This is a genomic window from Methylobacterium sp. ap11, from assembly GCF_900110515.1.
In the GTDB taxonomy this organism is placed as follows: Bacteria; Pseudomonadota; Alphaproteobacteria; order Rhizobiales; family Beijerinckiaceae; genus Methylobacterium; species Methylobacterium ajmalii.
Genome location: NZ_FOEB01000022.1, coordinates 65,119 through 85,963, shown reverse-complemented (window position 1 = coordinate 85,963; position 20,845 = coordinate 65,119). Strand labels below are relative to the sequence as shown.

Here is a 20,845-nt window from a genome sequence, read left to right as displayed (position 1 = left end):
GACACGGTCTTCGATCGGGCGCCCGTAGCTCAGCTGGATAGAGCACCAGACTACGAATCTGGGGGTCAGAGGTTCGAATCCTTTCGGGCGCGCCACATTCACCGAGTCTATACTCTCTCATCGCATGATCCGATGGCCGTTCCAGGCCTTGTGCGCTGTCCGACGGCACGGCGCGACCGTCGTCGGTAATCGGGTTCCTGCCGGATGAGCACGCACGCCACGCGCCGCAACCTGGTCGATGCGACGGCCGAGAGCTTCAAGCCGCCGGTCTTCCGCCCCCGCCGCTCGCGCTGGGACGACATCCTCGCCGCGGGCCGCCGCCTCCTCGACCTTCAGGCGGGCTCCGCCTGGCGCGACCTGCGCGGCGTCCTCGCCACCGCCTCCGGCGACGTGCTCGACGTCGGTTGCGGCGCCCAGGTCTTCCGCCCGCTCCTGCCGCGGAACGCCCGCTATCGCGGCATCGACCGGGCCGACGCCCGCGACCGCTTCGGCTACGCAATCCCCGACACCGAGTATTACGAGGGCGACGACTGGCCCGTCGCACCGTCCTCCGTCGATCTCGTCCTGTGCACCGAGGTCCTGGAACACGTCGAGGCCCCGGCGCCCTTCGTCGACAAACTGTTCACCTGCCTGCGGCCGGGCGGGCGCCTCGTCCTGACGGTGCCCTTCGCGGCGCGCTGGCACTTCGTGCCCTACGATTACTGGCGCTATACGCCGTCCTCGCTCGACCGGCTGCTGCGCGAGGCCGGATTCCGCGAGATCCGCGTCACCGCCCGCGGCAACCCGGTCACCGTCGCCTGCTACAAGGCGATGGCGCTCTGCCTGATCCCGCTCGGCGATCCCGCCGGGCACCCGGCGCGGCGGCTCCTCGGTCTCGCCCTGCTGCCGGTCCTCGGCCTGCTCGGGCTGATCGGCACCCTGTCGCTGCGCGGCGACTGGGGCGAGGATTGCCTCGGCTACACCGTCACGGCCCGCCGGTCGGACTGACGACCCGTCGGAGACCTCAGAAGATCGTCCCGGCATGCTCCTGATGGGCCGGGTGGTCGGGCCAGCACATCGCCTGCGGGACGAGCCGGATCTGCGTTTCGGGCTTGCTCAGAACCTGATCGGCGAGATGGCCCTGCAGGTGGTCGATCCGGGCGACGTAGTGGAACAGCGGCCCGGTATTTGGCGGCGTCCGGGCGGCGGCGAGCAGCGAGCACGCACTCACCGCGAAGGCCGGCACGCGGACGGCCCGGATCACCTCGTAGGCCGGCGTCACCGCCCCGAAGCCGAGGATCGTGACGGCGATGATCCGGCGCGGGCCGTGCAAATCCGGGACAGCCGCGCCGACCCTGAGCGCCAGGAGGGCCAGCGCCGGGATCGAGGCGCGCATGACGAAGTCCGCCCCCCCGAGCCGGTAGAGCGGCACGACGAGCAGCAGGCCGGCGACGAGGGCGATCTCCCCCCGCGCCCGGCGGTCGCCCGACGGCGGCGCCAGCCAGAGGATCAGAAGGAAGGGCAGGAGCTCGAAGGCGATCAGCAGGACGTAGCGGCTGGCGAAGGCCCCGGTCAGGTCCTGGAGCCCGTGCGGCACCCGCGCGGCGTCGGCGCCGAGATAGAGCGCGACCGGCACGAGCCCGAGCCCCGCGAGGGCGAGCGCGGCGAGGCCGGCGCGGGTGAGCCGGCGCGCGGCCAGGTCGGCGCCGAGCGCGACGAGCAGGAAGGGCAGGGCGCCGATCATGCTCAGCGGCGACCAGAACACGCACAGCCCGAACACCACCGCGAGCGAGGTCGCCCGCAGGGCGCCGGCCCGCCACAGACCGTAGGCGCCGACGAAGATCCAGCCCGACGCCGCGTGGTTCGGCACCCAGAAGAGCTGGGTGACGTGCGAGGAGAATTGCAGGGTGCCGAGCCACTGCTCGAGATGGCGGCCGGGGATCAGCGGGTCGTCGACGATCATGCTGCCGACGACGTCCCAGCCGCTGAAGGCGACGAAGACCGCGAGCAGCACGAGGCCGCGCCGGCGCGACGGCGCGAGGGAGGCAAAGCCGTAGAACAGGCAACCGAACAGGATCGTGTCCTGGGCGAGCAGCGCGGCATGGGCCCCGGCGAGGCCGACGAGTTTCCCGATCGCCGCCGGCAGCAGGTAGAGGCCGAGCGGCGCGCGCAGCATCGTCGCGTCGCCGGCATAGAGGTAGCCGACCGGCCAGGGCTCGGCGACGAGGTCGTGCAGCACCGCGTCGCGGATCAGCCAGTCGTCGTTGGCGAAGAACAGGTGCGCCTGGCCGCCGAGCAGGCAGAGGACGAGGGCGGTGGCGAGGCAGGCGAGCAGGAGCCGCCCGTCCAGGAGCCGTCCGTCGAGGCGCGCGCGCGTCCGGGCGAGGTCGCGCAGCACGAGGGCGAGCGCCGCCGCGACGCAGGCGCAGGCGCCCGCCGCCAGCGGCGGGCTCGCCAGGTGGGTTCCCAGGAACAGGAGGTTGGGCGCCGCCGCGAGCCCCAGCACCACGGCGAAGGGGAGGTGGCCGAGACTCCGCCGCGTCGTGTCCTCCGGCCGGCCGGCATCGTGCGTCACGGCCGGGCCCCGCCCTCGGGCGGCAGGTCGGTCGCGGTGCCGTTGCGGATCAGCGCCGCCCGGATCAGGCGCGGCCGCGCCTTCACCTCCTCCATGATCTTGGCGACGTACTCGCCGACGAGCCCGATCCCGAACAGGTTCAGCGCGCCGAAGAACAGGATCGCCAGCTGGGTCGAGACCGCGCCGCGCGGGGCGATGCCCGGGACGGCGAGGTGCAGCAGCACCATCACGAGACCGATCAGCCCCGACAGGCCGAGCAGCACGATCCCGGCCGCGGTGAGCATCTTGAGCGGCGTGTTGCTGAACGAGAAGATCCCGCGCTTGGCCCATTCGAGGTTGGAGAGCAGGTTGTTCGTGCTCGATCCGAACATCCGCTTGGGGCGCACGTAGTCGACGCCGGTCTGGCGGAAGCCGACATAGGCGCGCAGGCCCCGCATGAACAGGTCGCGCTCGGGGCAGTTCAGCAGCCAGCCGACGACGCGCCGGTCCATCAGCGAGAAGTCGCCGGCATCGTGCGGGATGCGCACGTAGCTGAAGGCGGCGAAGACCCGGTAGAACGCCTTGTAGAGCAGGCCCCAGACCAGCGGCATGTCCCGCTTGACGCGCCGGCCGTAGACCACGTCGTGGCCTGCGACCCAGGCGGCGTGGAACTGCTCGATCAGCTCGGGCGGGTCCTGGAGGTCGCCGTCGAGGAGCACGCAGGCCTGGGCGGTCGCCAGCTCCATGCCGCTGCGGAACGCCATCTGCGAGCCGAAGTTGCGCGAATGCGTGATGCCCAGCACGTGCGGGTCGCGGGCCGACAGCTCGCGGATGCGCTCGCCGCACCCGTCCGGGCTCGCGTCGTTGACGAAGATGATCTCGTAGTCGACGTCGATCTTGCGGAAGACCGCCGTGAGGCGGGCGTGCATGATCGGCACCGCCTCCTCGTCCTTGTAGCAGGCGATGATCGCCGCGATGCTGCGCCGGCGCGTCGCCCCGGCCTTGGTCAGGCCGGAGAGGTCGGCCCCCGCCTCCCGCATCCAGGCGGCGGTGCGGGCGAGCCCTTGCGCCAGCGGCGTGCCGGCGCGCCAGCCGAGCAGGCGCCCGGCCTTCTCGGGGTTGGCCTGCCAGCGCGCCATGTCCCAGGCCCGGGGCGCCATCGCGCCGAAAAGCGGCGCGTCCGCGATCCCGAACACCTCGCGGGCGGTGCCGGCGAGGTCGCGGATCGTGGTCTCGGTCCCGGTGCCGATGTTGATCGATTCGCCGTAGAGGTCGGGCGACATCTTGGCGGCCGCGCGCACGAAGGCCTCGCACACGTCCTCGACGTAGACGAAGTCGCGGGCGATCGTCGGGTCGACGAGATCCGGGTAGCCCCCGGCGATCCCCCGCGAGACCACGGCCGGGATCAGCCGGTTGGCGTCCTCGTAGGGGCCGTAGACCGAGTAGAGCCGCAGGTTGGCTACCGGCCAGCGCCGCGTCTTGCCGGCATAGGCCAGGTACTGGGCGGCGGCCGCCTTCGAGACCGCGTAGGCGCTGTTGGGGACGAGGGCCGCGTCCTCCGCGGGGGCGGCGGAGTTCAGCCCGTACTCGGAGGAGGAGCCGGCATGGATGTAGGCGGCGAGCCGCCCGCTCTCCGCCAGGCGCTCGACCCGGTCGACCAGGGCGCTGAAGTTGGTGGCGTAGATCAGGTCGGCGTCGGTCTCGAACGAGTAGGCGCCGTAGGCGATGCAGTCGAACACCGTCGCCGGACGGATCGCCTCGGCGAAGTTGGCGAGCGCCGCCCGGTCGGTGACGTCGACGGCGACGAGGTGGGTCGGGTCGATGCCGCGCAGGCGGGGCGCCGGCAGGGTGCGGGCGACCGCGTAGACGTCGCGCCGCCGCGCCAGGATGTGGCGAAACAGGTTGCAGCCGACGAAGCCGCCCGCGCCCAGCACGGCGATGGGACCCTTGAGGCTGTCGATCCAGTCCGTGGCGGTGGGGGTCATGCGAGGAGCCCGCGCAGCGCCTCGGCATCGAGGCCGCTCTCGCGCCGGTGGAAGCCTTGCGAGCCGTAGGTGCCGGACGGGTAGCCGGCCGCCGTCACGGTGCGGAAGCCCGTGATCGCCGCGGCGCTGGTGAGGCACCAGGCGGCCAGCGCCTGGCCGAGGCCGCCTTGCGCCACGTGCTCCTCGACGACGCAGAGGGTGCGGCCGGCCAGCGCGTCGGAAAAGGCTTGCGGCGGGGGGCTGAGGGCGAGCGGCAGCTCGCTCACCGCCCAGACCTCCGGTCCCGTCTCGCCGTCCTGCGCGAAGGCTCCCCAGGCGACCCCCGCCATCGGCCCGACCGCGACGACGACGGGCCCGCGCCCCGCGCGCAGGCGCCGCCACGGCGCGTAGGCCGGGGCGCGGCAGCCCGCCGGCAGCTCGCCGCGGCCGAGCCGGACGTAGACCGGGCCGGGCGACGCGCCGGCCGCCGCGACGACGTCGGCGACGTCGGAATCGAAGGCCGGCACCAGGATGCGCAGGGACGGGAGCGTCGAGAGGACGCCGTAATCCTCCAGCGCGTGGTGGGTCGGGCCCATCACCCCGTAGCCGTAGCCGCCGCCGTTGCCGAGCATCCGCACCGGCAGGCGGTGCAGGCAGACGTCGTTGCGGATCTGCTCGAAGGCGCGGGCGTAGCAGAACGGCGCGATCGTGTAGGTCCAGGGCTCGAGCCCCTCGCTCGCCAGCGCCGCCGCCACTCCGATCATGTTCTGCTCGGCGATGCCGGCATTGAGGAAGCGCTCGCCCAGCGCCTCGCGCAGGGGCTCGAGCGCCCCGAATCCGAGGTCGCCGGTGAGGAAGACCAGCTCCGGCCTCGCCGCCCGGGCGACGAGGGCCTCGCACAATTCCCGCCGCATCAGGCGCTCTCCCCGGTGGCGGTCTCGCCGGACATCGCCTCGGGCGTGCCGAGGATCGCCGCGAGGTACTGCGCCTCGGTGAGGGGCAGGTAATGGCTGTCGAGCCGGCCCTCGATCGCCGGCACGCCGCGGCCCTTCACGGTGTGCAGGACGACGACCACCGGCCGGTCGGTGCCGGGGGCGAGCGCCCGGCGCATCGCCGCGAGGTCGTGCCCGTCCGCCTCGCGGATCTCGACGGCGAAGCCCGCGAGCGTCCGGCCGATCGGGTCGAGCGAGGCGACCTCGCCGGTAGTGCCGAAGCCCTGGAGCCGGTTGTGGTCGATCAGGATCGTCAGGTTGGCGAGCCGCTGGTGGGCGCAGAAGATCAGCGCCTCGAAGGTCGAGCCTTCCTGCCACTCGCCGTCGGAGGTCAGGCAGAAGACCCGTCCCGGCCGGCGCTGGAGCCGGGCCGCGAGGGCGAGCCCGGCGGCGAGCGAGAGGCCGTGGCCGAGGCTGCCGGTGCCGAAGCGGCTCCCCGGCAGGCCGCGGGCGGGGGGGTGGCCGGGCAGCCGCGTGCCCTCGCCGTGGAAGCTGTCGAGCTCGGCATCGGCGATCAGCCCGCGGCTCCACAGGGTGACGTAGAGCGCGCCCGCCGCATGGCCCTTCGAGAGGACGAAGCGGTCGGCCTCGCCCAGCATCTCGTGGTGGACGAGCATCATCGCGTCGAGCGCCGACAGGTTGCCGCCGAGATGCCCGACATCGGCGGTGCGGTGCATGGCGAGCAGCCGCCAGCGCGCCAGCGTCAACAGGCCCGGCGCCAGTAGCCCGGGCTGCTGCACGGGGGGCGATGCCGTCGCGACGGTTCCGGGCGGCCGGCTCTCCGCCCGAAGGGTGTGTCCGTGCCGTGCCATCCGCCCCGATCCCGCTGCTCCCCGGAAGACGGAACGACGGCCATGGTTAGCGTCGCGTTAAGCCGCCTCGCCGGAACGACCGGGCCGCAGGTTCGCGAGGCTCCCGCACGCGGCCCGCCGCCGTGCGGATCCGGGCCGCCGAGGTCGATCCCGCGGCCGCGGCTGTCGTCGCCCGGCATCCGGAAAGTTGCCGATCCGTGAATCGGCCTCCCAGGCCGCGGGATGTTCTCGATCGGGTCGTCCACCGGAGCGCTTGTTTCGCCGCTTGTCCCGGAGGGAGGATGCCGGAGCGCCGATGCGTTTACCGGAGGCTCAGCTTTCGTCCAGATATTGCCGGTGACGGCCGGCATGTGTGGCGGAGTTCGTTCGTGCGTTGCTTCAAGCCCCCGCTGCCGTCCGGACTCCGTGCAGGCCTCCTCGCCGCCGGTCTCGTCGGTCTCCTGGCCGCCTCGCCGGCGCAGGCGGCGCAGGAGTGCCGGAGCGACGCCCTCGGCACCGCCCGCACCCTCGAGGTGCCGTTCGCGCAGGGCCCGGTCGGCCGGGCGAGCTATCGCGGCACCCTGCCGCTCGCGCGCGGCGAGGTGGTGCTGACCTTCGACGACGGCCCGCTGCCCCGGCGCACCAACGCGGTGCTCGACGCGCTGCGGGCCGAATGCGTGAAGGCGACGTTCTTCGTCGTCGGCAGCATGGTGGCGCAGTTCCCCGATACCCTGCGCCGGACCGCCGCCGAGGGCCACACCATCGCGACCCATACCTGGTCGCACCGCTACCTCGACCGGGTCCGCAGCCACGCGGTGCGGCGCGACCAGATCAACGGCGGGCTCGCCGCCGCCCGCACGGTGCTGGCCGACGACGAGACCGCGCTCTCGCCGTTCTTCCGCTTCCCCGGGCTCGGGCACAGCCCGGCCCTCGACCGCTACGCCGCCGCCCAGCGGCTGCTGCCGTTCAGCATCGACGTCGACGGCGACGACTGGAAGCGCATCGCCCCGGCGGCGGTGATGGAGCGGGTGCTCCGGCGCCTCGACGCGGCGGGGCGGGGGATCATCCTGCTCCACGACATCCAGCCCCGCACCGTCGCGATCCTGCCCGACCTGCTGCGCGCCCTGAAGGCCCGGGGCTACCGGGTCGTCCACGTCGTGCCGGCGCGGGCCGATACGCAAGCCGCGCTGGCGGCCCTCGACGCCCCGCAGGCGCGACCCATCCGCCTCGCCCTCGACCGGCTCGGCACCCGCATGGCGGCCCTGCGGCCGGCCGGCGAGCGCCGGCGCGTCGCCGAGGAGGCGCCGCTCCTGCTGCGGGCGGGCCTGTTCGAGGAAGAGCCGGCGCCCCCGCCGCCCGCCCCGGCGCCCCGGGACCAGAGCCGGACCGGCGCCGAGGTGCGCCTCGCCCTCGTCGCCGACGCGGCCTCCCCGGGACCGTCGGACCGGCTCGCCGCCTCCGCCGGCCCCGCCCCCCGGGCGGGCTGGAGCGGCTTCGTGGTGGTCGGCGTCGCCCCGGCGGCGCACGGCTTCCGCCCGGTCGCCGCGGCGGACGCCCCCCGCGCCCGATGATCCCCGTCCCGCCGACGCCGTCCCCCGCTCCGAAAGCCTCCCCGATGCGACGCCTCGTCCGGCTCCTGCCCGCGTTCCTTCCGGCGCTGGTCCTCACCGTTCCCGGCGCCGCCCGCGCGATGAGGGCCGACGAGTCGCCGGCGGGCTGGTGGGCGCCGACCCTGCGCGACTGCGCCGACCCGGCGAGCCCCCGGGCCTTCGAGATCCGCCTGAAGCCCCAAGCCGAGGCGCGCCTCGCGGCGCACGACCTCGACTGCCGGATCGACCGGGTGTCGGACACCGCGATCGGCTACCGGCTGCACATGCGCTGCTTCCGCTCGGCCGAGGACCGGCGCGCCGGCACCAACGCCGAGCCCCGGCAGATCGTCGTCGACGCGATCGGCCCGGTGACGATGCGGGCGGACGGCCGCCGGGTCTATCGCTGCGGCTCCCGCCCCGCCGCCGCCGTCACGTCCCCGGAGCGCCCCGCCGCAGCCGCCCCCCCGGCCGCCGTAGCCGAGGCCTCGCCGCCGGCCGAGGCTCCGCAAGCCCCCCCGGTCACGCGCGCCCCGCCGGCCCCCCAGGCGGCGGCGAGCGCCGCCACGGTGCCGGCCCTGCCGCTGCCCGACGCTCCGATCCGCCTGGTCTCGCTGGCGCCCGAGGCGCCGTCCGTCCAGGCCGCGGCGGGCCCGGTGGTTGCCATCCCGGCGGCGCCCGGCCCGGCGGCCGTGCGGACCGCCGCGCTGCCGGTCGAGCCGCCGGCGCCCGCGCCGCGCCTCGTGCCGCCGGCCGCCCCGGCGCCCGTCGCCCCGGTGGCGCTGCCGGCGGTGCGGCGGGGCCGGGTGATCGGCTTTCCCGGGGCGCAGGCCCCCGGCACCATCGTGGTCGATACCGCGGCGCGCTTCCTCTACCTCGTGCGCGGCGACGGCACGGCGATCCGCTACCGCGTCGCGGTCGGGCGTCCGGGCACGACCTGGAAGGGCGTCGAGACGGTGACCGCCAAGCAGGAATGGCCGCAATGGACGCCGACGCCGGAGATGCGGCGCAGCCGCCCCGGCCTGCCCCGCCACGTCGTTGGGGGCCCGCACAACCCACTCGGGGCCCGGGCGCTGTATCTCGGCTCCACGCTGTACCGCATCCACGGCACTACCAACCCGCGCTCGATCGGCCGCGCCGCCTCCGCGGGCTGCTTCCGCATGCTGAACGAGGACGTGATCGAGCTGTACCGCTTCGTCCCGGTCGGCACGAAGGTGCAGGTGATCTGACGGGTATCGAGGGTCGGGAGTTGCGCCGCGCGCCCCGCCTCGCCGCGGGCGTTCAGACCGGCATCTCGAAGGCTACGACGACGTGATCGCGGCCCCGTCGCACGACGCGGCAGCGGCGCATGACGAACTCGCCCGCGACCGCAAGGGTGATCGTCTCCGGCACCGCGGCGGCGTCCGGCAGCGCCAGCGTGGCACCGGCCGGAGAAATGTCCAATATCCGACAGTTCAGTGCCGGCAAGCCTGAATCGACGACGATCTCACCGGGGCTTCCCGCAAGCCCCGACGGCTGTGCGGCCAACAACTCCATGCGCGAACCTCGGGATGATTTCATTAACGACCGATAAAAGAAAATAGCAGGCGACCTCCGGAAACAATCGATCGGAGGTTCTAGGCACAATGATCTAGGGTGAGGCGGGCGGGCCGCGCCTCCGCGATGCGGCTTGGGCATCACGCTGCCGACATACGCGGACGGCGGCTCGAACCGGCGCCTGAATGTCGGGCGAAAGGGGGATCTGCCGACCGGCTCCGGCGCCTTCGGCGGAGCCCGCACGCGGGTCGAGGACGCCGCCCGCGAGACAGAGGATTGACGCCCGGGAGACCGGGCGGATCCTGCCTCCGATACGGCCCAGAGCTACGCCGCCTCGGGCGCCGCTCCCACCAGCTGCCGCGCCTGCAGGATCGACATCGGCTCGCCGAAGGCGAAGCCTTGCGCGTAGTCGCAGCCGATCTCGGCGAGCGCGAGCGCGTCGGCCTCCGATTCGGCGCCCTCGGCCACGATCTCGAGGCCGAGTTCCTGTGCCATGCGGACGATCGAGCGCAGGATGCCGGAGCGGCCGTTCGCCATCTGGCGCACGAAGGACTGGTCGATCTTGATCGTGTCGAAGGGGAAGCGCTGCATGTAGGTCAGCGCCGAGTAGCCGGTGCCGAAATCGTCGAGGCAGAGGCCGGCGCCGAGCTCGTGGATGCGGGCGAGCATCTGGGCGGCGTATTCCGGGTTCTCCATCACCAGGGCCTCGGTCAGCTCGAGCTTGAGCGAGCCGGGGACGACGCCGGTGCGGGCGAGCACGGTCTTCACGTCGTGCAGGAGGTCGTGGCGCAGGAGCTGGCGCGAGGACAGGTTGACGGAGGCGAAGATCGGCGGCTCGACCACCAGCGCCTGTTGCCAGGCGGCCAGTTCCGCGGCGGTGCGCTCGAGCGCGAAGACGCCGAGATTGACGATCAGGCCGGATTCTTCCGCGATCGGCAGGAAGACCTGGGGGACGACGCGGCCGAGCCGCGGGTGGTCCCAGCGCAGCACGGTCTCGAAGCCCGCCACGGTGCGGTCCTCCAGGCGCACGATCGGCTGAAAAAGCACCTTGATCTCGTTGCGCTCCAGCGCCCGGCGCAGGTCGCTCTCAAGCATCATCCGCTCGCCGCGGTCGGAGCGCATGGTCGGGCGGTAGACCTCGATCCGGTCGCCGCCCTGGCGCTTGCCGTTGATCATCGCGAGCTCGGCGTTCTTCACCACGTCCTCGCGCTTCACCACCGCGCCGGCCTCGTGCAGGGCGACGCCGATCGAGGGCGTGAGAAAAATCTCGCGGTCGGCGTAGGTGATCGGCGTCGTGATCGCCCGGCGGATGCTGTCGGCGAACGCGATGATCCGGTCGGGGTCGCGCTCGGAGAGCAGGATGACGGCGAACTCGTCGCCGGCGATGCGAGCGAGCGTGTCCTGCGGCCGCAGCAGCCGGTTGAGGCGGCGCGACAGGGTCAGCAGGATCGAATCGCCCGCCGAGAGGCCGATCGCGTCGTTGACCTGCTTGAAGCGGTCGATGTCGACGACGAACAGGGTCGGCTTCAGGCGCGGGTCCTGGCTCGCCAGGGCGATCGCGGCGTCGAGCCGGTCGTTGAACAATTCGCGGTTGGGCAGGCCGGTGAGGTTGTCGTGCACCGCGTCGTGGAGCAGGCGCTCCTCGGCGATCTTGGCCTCGGTCACGTCCGCGATGGTGCCGACGATGCGCACCACCTCGCCGTCGGTGCCGATCACCGGCCGTGCTTTGAGGCGGAACCAGTAATACGGCCCGGCGGCCGAGCGCAGGCGGAAATCCTGCGAGATCCGGCCGCGGCGCTCCTCGATCACGGTGTCGAGGGCGGCCGAGTAGCGCTCGACGTCGAAGGGATGGAGGAGAGAGAGCCAACTCGCCTGCGGCCCCTCCAGCGCCCCGCGCTTGAGACCCAGCTGCCCCTCGATCTCCGGACCGGCGAAGACCCGGTCGCCCGGGACGTCCCAGTCGAAGACGACGTCGCCCGCGCCTGTCAGCGCCAGCGCGCGGCGCTCGGTGTCGGAGACGAGGCTGTTGCCGATCCCGCCGCCCGCGAAGGCGTGCTGCAGCACCGTGAAGCCGATCAGCATCACGATCAGCACGAGGCCGCCGATGAGGGCCGGCTGGACGAGGTCGTTGTGGAGCTGGCCGGTGATGGCAAAGCCCGCCGCCACCACCCAGGCGAGCAGCAGCAGCCAGGTCGGGATCAGCAGGATCGCCCGGTCGTAGCCGTTGTGGATGGCGAGATAGACGATGAGGAGCAGGCCGACGCCCGCCACGGTCGCCACCGAGATCCGCGCCACGCCCGCCGCCACCGGGGGATCGATGACCGCGAGGCCGACGAGGCCGGCGAGGAACAGGAGCCAGATCAGCGCCACGTGGCTGTAGCGGACGTGCCAGCGGGCGAGGTTGAGATAGGCGAACAGGAACACCAGCAGGGTCGCGCCGAGCACGGCCTCCGCGGAGGCGCGGTAGATCCGCTCGGCGGCTTCCGTCACCGGGAAGATTCTTTGGAAGAACCCGAAATCGATGCAGGCATAGGCCAGCACCGCCCAGGCGAGCGCGGCCGCCGCCGGGAAGATGATCGCGCCCTTGACCACGAACACGATGGTCAGGAACAGGGCGAGCAGCCCGGCGATGCCGATGATGATGCCCTTGTAGAGGGTCAGCCCGGTCGCCTTCTTGCGGTAGGCGTCCTGGTCCCAGAGATAGACCTGCGGCACGTTGGGGGTGCGCAGCTCCGCCACGAAGGTGACGGTGGTGCCGGGATCGAGCGTGATGACGAACTGGTCGGCGTCCGGGCTCTCGTCGCGCTCGGGCCGGATGCCCTGGCTCGCCGTGATGGCGGCGATGCGGGATCCCCCGAGATCGGGCCACACCACGCCGGAGCCGACGAGGCGGAAATGCGGGGCGACCAGCAGCCGGTCGATCTGCTCGTCGGTGTCGTTGGTGAGCGCGAACACCATCCAGTCCGGGCGGGCGCCCGTCTCGCGCGCCTTCACGGCGATGCGGCGCACGATGCCGTCCTTGCCCGGCGCGGTCGAGATCTGGATCAGGTCGCCGTCGGAGCGGTAGCGCTCGATCGCCGGGGTGAGGTCGATGGCCTGCGAGTCGAGGGTGACGCGCACGGCCTCGACCGCGCGGGCCTGCGGCGCGGCGAGAACCAGCCCGACGAGGGCGGCGAGGCAGGCGAGGACGAGTGAGTACGTGCGCAAGCTTCGGGGTCTTCCGGCCGGACGGAGGCGGCCACGGCCACGGGGCGGCATGAGGAGAGGCCGGACCGTACTGACGCCCAAGCTTGCGGGCAAGGCGGAGGTCCCGGATCTCCCCGGCCGTCCGCGAGCGCGGCCGTCGGCGGGCTTCGATCGCTCCGCTTTGCGGCCAAATCAAGTTGAGGCGGTCGTCCCGCGGCGGGACGCGGCGGGTTCGGCCGCCGATACCACCTCCCAGCATTCCGGGTGGCGCATCAGCTCGGTCAGGAACGCGAAGGTCAGCGCGTGGGTCGGGCAGTTGGCCACGATGCGCCCGAGGATCGGCCGGCCGGCGAGGCTCAAATCCCCGACGAGGTCGAGGGTCTTGTGCCGCACCGGCTCGTCGGAAAAGCGCGCCCCGCCGAGCACCCGGCCGCCGAGCAGGATGGCCACCCGCCCGGGGCGGGCGCCGCGCAGAAGCGGCTCGCGGTCGCGCGGGTGCATCCGCGCGTCGGTGTCCGGGCCGATCGGGCGGCTGTGCTCGGGCCGCGATCGAGTCGGCTCCGGCCCGTCGCCGCGCACCGTCTGGGCGTCGAAGGAGCGGGCCCAGAGCCGGTCCCGGGCGGCGGCCGGAAGGAGCGTGCGGGCGAGCCGGGTCTTGAGCAGCGTGCGCCAGATCAGCGAGGCGTTGCCGAAGCTGCGGCTCGGGGCGATCTCAGTGCGGAACGAGGCGGCGTCGATCGGGCCGGCCCAGCGCAGGACGCCGAAGCCCGGCAGCCGGTCGGTGCTGACGTCGACGGCGAACCCCTCGGCCGGTTCGGCGCGCAGGAAGCCGTGCATCCCGTCGACCTGGAACGGCGCCCGGATGCGCAGGAATTCCCGCGGCCGGTCCTGCACCACCCACCCGGCCGCGTCGATCAGCGCGCACCAGCGCGAGGCGGAGCCATCGAGGATCGGGATCTCGGTGCCCTCGACGGTCACGTCCGCGTTGTCGATGCCGGAGGCCGAGAGCGCCGCCATCAGGTGCTCGATCGTGCGCAGCTTGCGCCCGTCGGCGAGCGCCAGCGCGGTGCACATCCGGCTCGCGATCCAGGGCGCGGTGGTGGCCGGCACCGCGGGCCCGGCCCCCGGCACCGTGAAGCGGATGCCGTGGCCGGGCGGGGCGGGCGCGATCGTCACGCGGGCGACGCGGCCGGTATGCATCCCGGGCCCGCGCACCGACACGCTCCGGCCGAGCGTCGCCTCGCGCCGCATCGCGTCAGGCTCCCCGCAGCGCCTTGCCCACGGCGTCGAGGCTCTGCAGCGTCTTGATCGGCCCGATCGCCGCCAGGGTCGGCGCCCCGGCGATCAGCGCGCGGCCGGCCGCCCGCACGTCGTCGGTCGTCACGGCGTCGACCTTGGCGATCACCTCGGCGGCGGGAATGATCCGGCCCCAGGCGAGGAACTGGCGCGCCGTGCGCTCGATGCGCCCGCCGGGGGTCTCCAGCGCCGAGAGCAGCGCGACCTTGAGCTGGGCCTTCGCCCGGGCGAGCTCGGCCTCGTCCACGGTGTCGGCGGCGTCGCGCAGGCAGGCGAGCGTCACGTCGACGAGGCCCGGCAGGTCGGCACCCGCGGTGCCGGCGCCGATGCCGAACAGGCCGCAATCGCTGAACGGCCAGTGGAAGGCGTGGATCTCGTAGGCCAGGCCCCGGGTCTCGCGCACCTCATGCCAAAGCCGCGAGGTCAGCCCGCCGCCGAGCACCTGGGCGAACAGGTGGGTGGCGTAATATTTGTCGTCGCGGAACGACAGGCCGGGCAGGCCGAGCACCAGGTTGGCCTGTTCGAGCTTGCGCTTCATCCGGCGCTCGCCGCCGCGATACTGCCCGGGCACCGCCTCGGGCGCCTGGCTGGCCGGCATCGCGCCGAAATGCTTCTCCGCCGCCGCCACGATGGCGTCGTGCTCGACCGCGCCGGCGGCGGCCAGCACCATCCGGCCCGGCGTGTACTCGCGGGCGAGATAGGCCTCGATCGCCGCGCGGTCGAAGCTCTGGATCGTCTCGGGCCGCCCGAGGATCGGCCGGCCGATCGGCTGGTCGGGGAAGGCCGCCTCGGTGAAGGCGTCGTAGACGACGTCGTCGGGGGTGTCCTCGACGGCGGCGTATTCCTGCAGGATCACGCCCTTCTCGCGGGCGAGCTCGCCGGCCTCGAAGACCGAGCGGGTCAGGATGTCGCCGAGCACGTCGAGGGCGACCTCGGCGTCCTCGCCCAGCACCCGGGCGGTGTAGCTCGTCTGCTCGACGCTGGTGGCGGCGTTGATCTCGCCGCCGACATTCTCGATGTCCTCGGCGATCCGGCGGGCCGAGCGCGTCGCCGTGCCCTTGAACGCCATGTGCTCGATGAGGTGGCTGAGCCCGTGCTCCTCGGGCCGCTCGTTGCGCGAGCCGGCCCCGACCCAGACCCCGAGGGTCGCGGTGGCGAGCCCCGGCATCGCCTCGGTGGCGACGGTGAGCCCGTTGGCGAGCCGCGTGATCTTGAGGTCCGGCGAGGCGCCGAGCGTCGCGAAATGCTGGTTCATGCGGCACTCCTCAGGATACGGGCGCGCTCGCGGATCGCCCGCTCCACCGCCGCCTCGTCGTTCGGCAGCACGGTGAAGCGCTCGCGCCGCTCCAGGAGATCCGACAGATGCGGCGGCAGGGCCGGGCGCACGCCGGTCGCGGCCTCGACCGCATCCGGGAACTTGGCGGCATGCGCGGTGGCGAGCGCCACGACGGGGGTCGCCGGATCGTCCGCCAAGAGCTTGCGGGCGGCGCGCACGCCGATGGCGCTGTGGGGATCGATGATCTGGCCGGTGCCCTCGTAGACGTCGCGGATCTCGGCGACGACTTCGTCCTCGGGCACGGCGGCCGCGTCGAACTCGGCGCGGATGCGCCCTAGCGTCCGCTCGTCGAGCGTGAAGGCGCCTGACTGCTTGAGACCCGCCATCAGCCGGTTCACGGACCCCGCGTCGCGGTCGAGCGCCTCGAACAGCAGCCGCTCGAAGTTCGAGGAGACCTGGATGTCCATCGACGGCGAGGTGGTGGGCGCCACGCCCCGCACCTCGTACGAGCCGGTGGCGAGCGTGCGCGCCAGGATGTCGTTGGCGTTGGTGGCGACCATCAGCCGGCCGACCGGCAGGCCCATGCGCTTGGCGGCCCAGCCCGCCAGGATGTCGCCGAAATTGCCCGTCGGCACCGAGAACGAGACCGGGCGGTGCGGGCTGCCCAAAGCCACCGCGCTGGTGAAGTAGTAGACGGCTTGTGCCGCGACCCGGGCCCAGTTGATCGAGTTGACGCCCGAGAGCCGGACCTCGTCGGCGAAGCGCGGGTGCTGGAACAGCGCCTTCACGATCGCCTGGCAATCGTCGAACGTGCCCTCGACCGCGAGCGCATGGATGTTGTGCGCATCCACCGTGGTCATCTGCCGGCGCTGCACCTCCGACACCCGGCCATGCGGGTAAAGGATGAACACGTCGACGTTGTCGAGGCCGCGGAACGCCTCGACGGCGGCGCTGCCGGTATCGCCCGAGGTGGCGCCCACGATGGTGGCGCGGCTGCCCTTCGCCTTCAGCGCGTGGTCCATCAGCCGGCCCAGCAGCTGCATCGCCACGTCCTTGAACGCGAGAGTCGGGCCGTGATGCAGTTCGAGCAGGAAGAGGTTGTCGCCGAGCTGCGTCAGCGGGCAGACCGCCGGGTGCCGGAAGGAGGCGTAGGCCGCGTCGATCATCCGGTCGAAATCGGCCTGCGCGATCTCGCCGTCGACGAGCGGCGACAGCACGGTCTTGGCGGCCTCCGCGTAGGGGCGCCCGGCGAGACCCGCGATGGTCTCGCGGGAGATCTGCGGCCAGCTCTGCGGGATGTAGAGGCCGCCGTCGCGGGCGAGGCCGGCCAGCAGCGCGTCGGTGAAGGTCAGCGGCGCGGCGGCGCCGCGGGTCGAGACATGGAGCACGGTGATCAGTCCTGAGGCTGACGCGAGGCCCTACACGAATCTGGACCGCGCGTCAGCCCGCGGGTCAGGCGCTGCTGCCGGGCGCCTTGCGCAGGCGGCAGCCGGTGATCCGCCAGGCGCCGTCCGCGTCCCGCTCCAGGGTGTAGAGCGCCTCCCAGTCGGTGCCGTCCTGGTCCTGGATCCGCACGCCCTGCGCCAGGCTCCCGTCGGGCAGTTCCTCGTCGCTGCCGAACTCGAAGCGACGGTTGCGGTAGACCGCCGCGTAGGCCTGCCGGACCATGCCGACGAACAGCTCGGGCGTGCCGAAGATCGACCGGATCGCGGGCGCGGCCTGGGCGTAGGCCGTGGCCGCGTCGTCCTGCCGGAAGGCCTCCTGCTGGCGCCGGATCACCGTCCGCGCCGCCTCGCGGTCGCCGCTGCCGGCGGCGAGCGCGCCCTGGCCGACGGCCAGAAGGGTCATCAGGGCGACGAGGGTGCGCACGGGCTCTCCCGGGACACGTCGGTGGCGGATGCCGCAGCGTAGCAGGGAGATTCCGTGCGCACAACTGAAAGTCGTCATCGCGAATGACCCGGCAAATCGTCCGAATGACGTTCGATGACGAACAGTCGTGGCGGCGCACGGGACACGACCGGGGCGTGAGGCCTTTCCGCGTCAAGGCTTTCCCAGACACCACCTCATCCTGAGGTGCGGGCGATCGACGATCGCTGAGCCTCCAAGGAGGGCTCCAGAAATCGCAGCGACATCTGGAGCCCTCCTTCGAGGTCGATCGATCGAAGATCGACTAACGCCTCAGGATGAGGTCGCGGGTGGGAGAGATAACCATCGCGGATTCACGTCGCTGTCGTGTGCCGTGGTGACGGCGATCAGACCCCGCTCGCCTTGCGTCCCAGCTCGACCACCCGCAGGTTGTTGGTCGTGCCCGGCTGGCCGAACGGGATGCCGGCCACCGCCACGACGAGGTCGGGCGCCTGGGCGAACCCCTCCTGCTCGGCGACCTCGGCGGCGCGCGCCACCATCGCCTCGTAGGACTCGATCTCCGGGCCGAGCACCGAATGCGCGCCCCAGTACAGGCTGAGCCGGCGCGACACCGCGGGATCGAAGGTGGCGGCGAGGATCGGCACGTTCGGGCGCTTGCGGGCGATGCGGGCCGCGGTGGTCCCGCTCGCCGTGAAGGCGACGATCGCCGCCGCCTCGATGGCGTCGGCGAGGCCGGCCGCCGCGGCCGCGACCGCGTGGGGCGGGCTGTCCTCGACCTCGGGCTCGCTCGCCCGCACCAGCGAGCGGTAGAGCCGGTGCTGCTCGGTGCGGCGGATGATGCGGTCCATCATCGCCACCGCCTCGACCGGATAGCGCCCCGCCGCCGATTCGGCCGACAGCATCACCGCGTCGGCGCCGTCATAGACCGCGGTAGCGACGTCGGACGCCTCGGCCCGGGTCGGGGCGGGCGCCGTCACCATGGTCTCGAGCATCTGGGTCGCCACGATGACGGGCTTCACCGCCCGGCGGCAGGCGCGCACCAGCTCCTTCTGGCGCCCCGGCACGTCCTCGGGCGGCAATTCCACGCCGAGGTCGCCGCGGGCCACCATCACGCCGTCGGCGATGCGGATGATGTCGTCGATATGCTCCAGCGCCGAGGGCTTTTCGATCTTGGCGATCAGCCCGGCCCGGCCGGCGATCAGCCCGCGCGCCTCCATCACGTCGGAGGGGGTCTGGACGAAGGACAGGGCGACCCAGTCCACCCCGAGATCGAGCCCGAAGGCGAGGTCGCGCCGGTCCTTCTCGGTCAGCGGCGAGAGGGCCAGCACGGTGCCGGGCAGGTTGACGCCCTTGCGGTTGGAGATCGGCCCTCCGACCACCACGTCGGCGTCGATCGCATCGTCGTCCACGCCCGCGACCCGCACCCGGACCCGGCCGTCGTCGATCAGCAGTTCCTGGCCCGGCGCCACGGCGGCGAAGATCTCCGGATGGGGCAGGGGGATCGCGTCCGGCCCGCCCTCCCGGCCCTCGCGCACGAAGCGGATGCGGTCGCCGGTGGCGAGGTCGAGCCTGTCGCCCCGCAGGGTGCCGATGCGGATCTTCGGGCCCTGCAGGTCCTGCAGGATGCCGATCGGCCGACCGGTCTCCTGCTCGAGCGCCCGGATCGCGGCATGGACCTTGGCGTGGTCGTCGTGGGTGCCGTGCGAGAAGTTGAGCCGGAAGGTGTCGACCCCGGCGAAGAACAGGGCCTTCAGCCGCTCCGGCGTGTTGCTGGCCGGTCCGACGGTGGCGACGATCTTGGCGTGGCGGTGGCGGCGCATGGCAATCGCTCCTGGCTCGTCAGGGTTCGGGTCGTCGGGTTCAGGGCTTGGTGCGGCGGTAGACGTTCGTGAAGCTGACGTTCATGCCGCCGCAATTCGTGTTGTCCTCGGCGAGGAGGAAGGGCGGCAGCAGCCTGAGACGCACCCGGCAATCGCCCGGCTCGCCGGCCGCGAAGGGCAGGGTGCCCTTGTCCCCCATCGTGAAGGCGAGGGACGCCCCGCTCGGGGCCGTCGTGCCCTCGACGGTGCCGAGATTGACCGCGCCGCGGCGGACGCGATCGGGGTCGAGGGCGCCGTAGGTCGCGTCGCCCTTGACCGAAAGCGTGCCGGCGGCCTTGCCCGGCCGGATCGCCAGGGTCTGTTCCGGGGCGCTCCAGGTGCCGGTCCAGTCCGTCGGGCCGGGCGCCGGCTCCGGGACGCGCGCGACCGCGTCCGCCGCCAGCCAGCCGGCGCGCACCGCCCCGGTCCTGCCGACATAGGTCGCGCAGACGTAGCCCGGCCTCGTGCCGCCGAGGATCACGGTGTCGCCCGCCACCACGAAGGCCTTCTCGCGGCAGGCCGGATCGGCGCCGGGGCAGCCCTTGCGGTCGGACGCGCCCCGCACGAACGGCACGCGGGGCTCCCCGGCCTTGATCGTGCCGAGGCCCGGGCCGGCGTCGAGCGCGCCGTAATCGAAGCAATCGCCCTCCGCGGCGAGCGCCGCTCCCGGCCCGGCGAGCCAGGCCAGGACGAACAGCCCCGCGCCCCGTCGTGTCCCGCCCCGCATCCTCGCCGTCCCTCCGTTGCGCCGAAAGCTAGGGCACCTTGGACCAAAGGAGCACCCGTCGAGGCCGCAATCGCATCGTCCGCCGCGGCGCCACGCTCTTGACGCCGGATATGCTGCAACGCACCCTGTCCTCAAGAAACGTTCCGGCGACGATACGTAGGGGGTATCGACGGTCATGCTGTTTCAGCCGCCCGTGTTCGAGACGATCTTCCGCACGCCCGTCGAGCATCGTCTGGTGATCCGGGGGTCGCGCAGCCGCGGCGCCCCGCTCGACGGCGTGCGCTGGTACCACGACGAGTTCGACGCCGCCGGCGCCCTGGTGGCCCGTTACGAGACCTACGACGAGACCGACGCGGCGGGCCAGGCGCGCTGCGGCTGGCGCCGCTACGATGCGGCGGGGCGCCTCGCCGCCCGCCACGAGGTGGCAATGCGCTGGTCGGCCCTCGTCGCCCTGAAGCAGTCCCGGCGCAACGCCGAGATCGCGTTGCAGCGGGCCGGTATCCCGAGTTCGTCGGCGCCGCTGTCCCGCCGGGTGCTGGCGGCCTGACGCGGCCTCGCCGCTTGAGGCCGGGGTCGGCAACGGCCCCGATCCCGACCATGACTTTCCCGCATCACGTCGCGTCGCAGCGTCGAATTATCCACCCGGCCCGATGAGTCGGGCCGGGTGTCGTCTGTCCGCGATCCCGTGAAGTTCTGGTGGTGCCTCCCGGCACCCGGAAGGTCTGTCCCGTCATGCCCACCCCCGATGCCGTGCTGCACCTCCTGTGCGGCAAGATCTCTGCTGGAAAATCGACGCTCGCGGCCCGCCTCGCCGCCGAGCCCGCCACGATCCTGGTCCGGGAAGACCAGTGGCTGGCCGGGCTCTATCCGGGCGAGCAGAACAGCCTTGCCGACTACGTCCGCAACGCCGGGCGTCTGCGCGGCGTGATGGCACCACACCTCGTCGCGCTGCTGCGGGCCGGACTGTCCGTCGTGCTCGACTTTCCGGCAAACACACCGGAGAGCCGGGCCTGGATGCGGACGATCGTCCACGAGGCGGAGGTGGCGCATCGGCTCCACTACCTCGAAGCCGACGACGCATTGTGCAAGGCGCGCTTGCGCGCCCGCAACGCCGCCGGCACGCACGAATTCACGGTGGACGACGCCGCGTTCGACCTGTTCACCCGCTACTTCGTGCCGCCGGCCCCGGAGGAGGGGTTCGAGGTGGTGGTGCACCGGCAGGAGGCGTAGGGC

Annotated in this window: 16 protein-coding genes, 1 tRNA gene and 1 pseudogene; 6 read left to right on the top strand and 12 right to left on the bottom strand. The window is 72.8% G+C overall.

Translation table 11 applies throughout. From position 1 onward, the window contains the following. The first annotated feature begins 18 nt into the window (after positions 1-18). Both BMX97_RS24785 and BMX97_RS24780 read left to right on the top strand, forming a co-directional pair. Positions 19-95: transfer RNA gene (locus tag BMX97_RS24785), tRNA-Arg, on the top strand. Positions 96-204: 109 nt separating this feature from the next. Continuing rightward, positions 205-987 carry a class I SAM-dependent methyltransferase gene (locus BMX97_RS24780; RefSeq protein WP_091753875.1) on the top strand — a complete coding sequence of 261 codons (783 nt, stop codon included), beginning with the start codon at positions 205-207 and terminating at the stop codon, positions 985-987. A gap of 16 nt (positions 988-1,003) precedes the next feature. Here BMX97_RS24780 and BMX97_RS24775 read toward each other — a convergent pair whose 3' ends face one another. From BMX97_RS24775 to BMX97_RS24760, 4 genes are read right to left on the bottom strand one after another with little or no spacing between them, the layout of a single operon-like run. Beyond that, the gene (locus BMX97_RS24775; RefSeq protein WP_091753874.1) at positions 1,004-2,554 is read right to left on the bottom strand and encodes a hypothetical protein; all 1,551 of its coding nucleotides are present in this window, start codon (positions 2,552-2,554) and stop codon (positions 1,004-1,006) included. Next, entirely contained in the window at positions 2,551-4,518 is a 1,968-nt protein-coding gene (locus BMX97_RS24770; protein ID WP_091753873.1) for an NAD-dependent epimerase/dehydratase family protein, read from the bottom strand. The genes BMX97_RS24775 and BMX97_RS24770 overlap by 4 nt, the downstream gene beginning before the upstream one ends. Continuing rightward, complete coding sequence (locus tag BMX97_RS24765; protein ID WP_091753872.1) at positions 4,515-5,411, bottom strand: transketolase family protein; 897 nt, start codon at positions 5,409-5,411, stop codon at positions 4,515-4,517. The genes BMX97_RS24770 and BMX97_RS24765 overlap by 4 nt, the downstream gene beginning before the upstream one ends. Then, entirely contained in the window at positions 5,411-6,301 is an 891-nt protein-coding gene (locus tag BMX97_RS24760) for a 1-deoxy-D-xylulose-5-phosphate synthase N-terminal domain-containing protein (protein WP_244538626.1), read from the bottom strand. The genes BMX97_RS24765 and BMX97_RS24760 overlap by 1 nt, the downstream gene beginning before the upstream one ends. Before the next feature lie 368 nt (positions 6,302-6,669). Between BMX97_RS24760 and BMX97_RS24755 the strand changes: the two genes are divergently transcribed. Next, entirely contained in the window at positions 6,670-7,851 is a 1,182-nt protein-coding gene (locus BMX97_RS24755; RefSeq protein ID WP_177202344.1) for a polysaccharide deacetylase family protein, read from the top strand. A gap of 818 nt (positions 7,852-8,669) precedes the next feature. After that, positions 8,670-9,095, top strand: a pseudogene (locus BMX97_RS34375) (L,D-transpeptidase); the annotation flags it as partial. Between the two features lie 52 nt (positions 9,096-9,147). Here the strand turns inward: BMX97_RS34375 and BMX97_RS33160 are convergent. The 8 genes from BMX97_RS33160 to BMX97_RS24710 form a co-directional block, all read right to left on the bottom strand. Further along, positions 9,148-9,402 (bottom strand): PilZ domain-containing protein, encoded by a 255-nt coding sequence (locus tag BMX97_RS33160; protein WP_091753870.1) that lies wholly within the window; start codon positions 9,400-9,402, stop codon positions 9,148-9,150. A 324-nt stretch (positions 9,403-9,726) separates the two neighbouring features. After that, on the bottom strand, positions 9,727-12,609 hold the full coding sequence (locus BMX97_RS24740; protein WP_091753869.1) for an EAL domain-containing protein: 2,883 nt from the start codon (positions 12,607-12,609) through the stop codon (positions 9,727-9,729). A 171-nt stretch (positions 12,610-12,780) separates the two neighbouring features. Beyond that, entirely contained in the window at positions 12,781-13,839 is a 1,059-nt protein-coding gene (locus tag BMX97_RS24735; protein WP_091753868.1) for a UDP-3-O-acyl-N-acetylglucosamine deacetylase, read from the bottom strand. A 4-nt stretch (positions 13,840-13,843) separates the two neighbouring features. Beyond that, on the bottom strand, positions 13,844-15,139 hold the full coding sequence (locus BMX97_RS24730; protein ID WP_091753867.1) for a M16 family metallopeptidase: 1,296 nt from the start codon (positions 15,137-15,139) through the stop codon (positions 13,844-13,846). Next, positions 15,136-16,548, bottom strand: a complete 1,413-nt coding sequence (gene thrC / locus BMX97_RS24725; protein WP_091753866.1) for a threonine synthase — start codon at positions 16,546-16,548, stop codon at positions 15,136-15,138. The genes BMX97_RS24730 and thrC overlap by 4 nt, the downstream gene beginning before the upstream one ends. 64 nt (positions 16,549-16,612) lie before the next feature. Continuing rightward, entirely contained in the window at positions 16,613-17,029 is a 417-nt protein-coding gene (locus BMX97_RS24720; RefSeq protein WP_091753865.1) for a DUF4864 domain-containing protein, read from the bottom strand. A 383-nt stretch (positions 17,030-17,412) separates the two neighbouring features. After that, entirely contained in the window at positions 17,413-18,846 is a 1,434-nt protein-coding gene (pyk, locus tag BMX97_RS24715) for a pyruvate kinase (protein ID WP_091753864.1), read from the bottom strand. A 40-nt stretch (positions 18,847-18,886) separates the two neighbouring features. Further along, a complete protein-coding gene (locus BMX97_RS24710; protein WP_091753863.1) occupies positions 18,887-19,612 on the bottom strand; it encodes a hypothetical protein in 726 nt (241 codons plus the stop codon). Between the two features lie 175 nt (positions 19,613-19,787). Here BMX97_RS24710 and BMX97_RS24705 point away from each other — a divergent pair, with 175 nt between their 5' ends. Beyond that, positions 19,788-20,159 carry a hypothetical protein gene (locus tag BMX97_RS24705; protein ID WP_060848992.1) on the top strand — a complete coding sequence of 124 codons (372 nt, stop codon included), beginning with the start codon at positions 19,788-19,790 and terminating at the stop codon, positions 20,157-20,159. Positions 20,160-20,344: 185 nt separating this feature from the next. Further along, positions 20,345-20,842 carry a P-loop nucleotide/nucleoside kinase family protein gene (locus BMX97_RS24700; protein ID WP_091753862.1) on the top strand — a complete coding sequence of 166 codons (498 nt, stop codon included), beginning with the start codon at positions 20,345-20,347 and terminating at the stop codon, positions 20,840-20,842. Positions 20,843-20,845: the final 3 nt, after the last annotated feature.

Coding starts and splice junctions, on each gene's coding strand:
- pyk (WP_091753864.1), bottom strand. CDS start 18,846: ATGCGCCGCCACCGCCACGCCAAGATCGTCGCCACCGTCGGACCGGCC.
- BMX97_RS24710 (WP_091753863.1), bottom strand. CDS start 19,612: ATGCGGGGCGGGACACGACGGGGCGCGGGGCTGTTCGTCCTGGCCTGG.
- BMX97_RS24765 (WP_091753872.1), bottom strand. CDS start 5,411: ATGCGGCGGGAATTGTGCGAGGCCCTCGTCGCCCGGGCGGCGAGGCCG.
- BMX97_RS24780 (WP_091753875.1), top strand. CDS start 205: ATGAGCACGCACGCCACGCGCCGCAACCTGGTCGATGCGACGGCCGAG.
- BMX97_RS24770 (WP_091753873.1), bottom strand. CDS start 4,518: ATGACCCCCACCGCCACGGACTGGATCGACAGCCTCAAGGGTCCCATC.
- BMX97_RS33160 (WP_091753870.1), bottom strand. CDS start 9,402: ATGGAGTTGTTGGCCGCACAGCCGTCGGGGCTTGCGGGAAGCCCCGGT.
- BMX97_RS24760 (WP_244538626.1), bottom strand. CDS start 6,301: ATGGCACGGCACGGACACACCCTTCGGGCGGAGAGCCGGCCGCCCGGA.
- BMX97_RS24700 (WP_091753862.1), top strand. CDS start 20,345: ATGCCCACCCCCGATGCCGTGCTGCACCTCCTGTGCGGCAAGATCTCT.
- BMX97_RS24730 (WP_091753867.1), bottom strand. CDS start 15,139: ATGAACCAGCATTTCGCGACGCTCGGCGCCTCGCCGGACCTCAAGATC.
- BMX97_RS24735 (WP_091753868.1), bottom strand. CDS start 13,839: ATGCGGCGCGAGGCGACGCTCGGCCGGAGCGTGTCGGTGCGCGGGCCC.
- BMX97_RS24705 (WP_060848992.1), top strand. CDS start 19,788: ATGCTGTTTCAGCCGCCCGTGTTCGAGACGATCTTCCGCACGCCCGTC.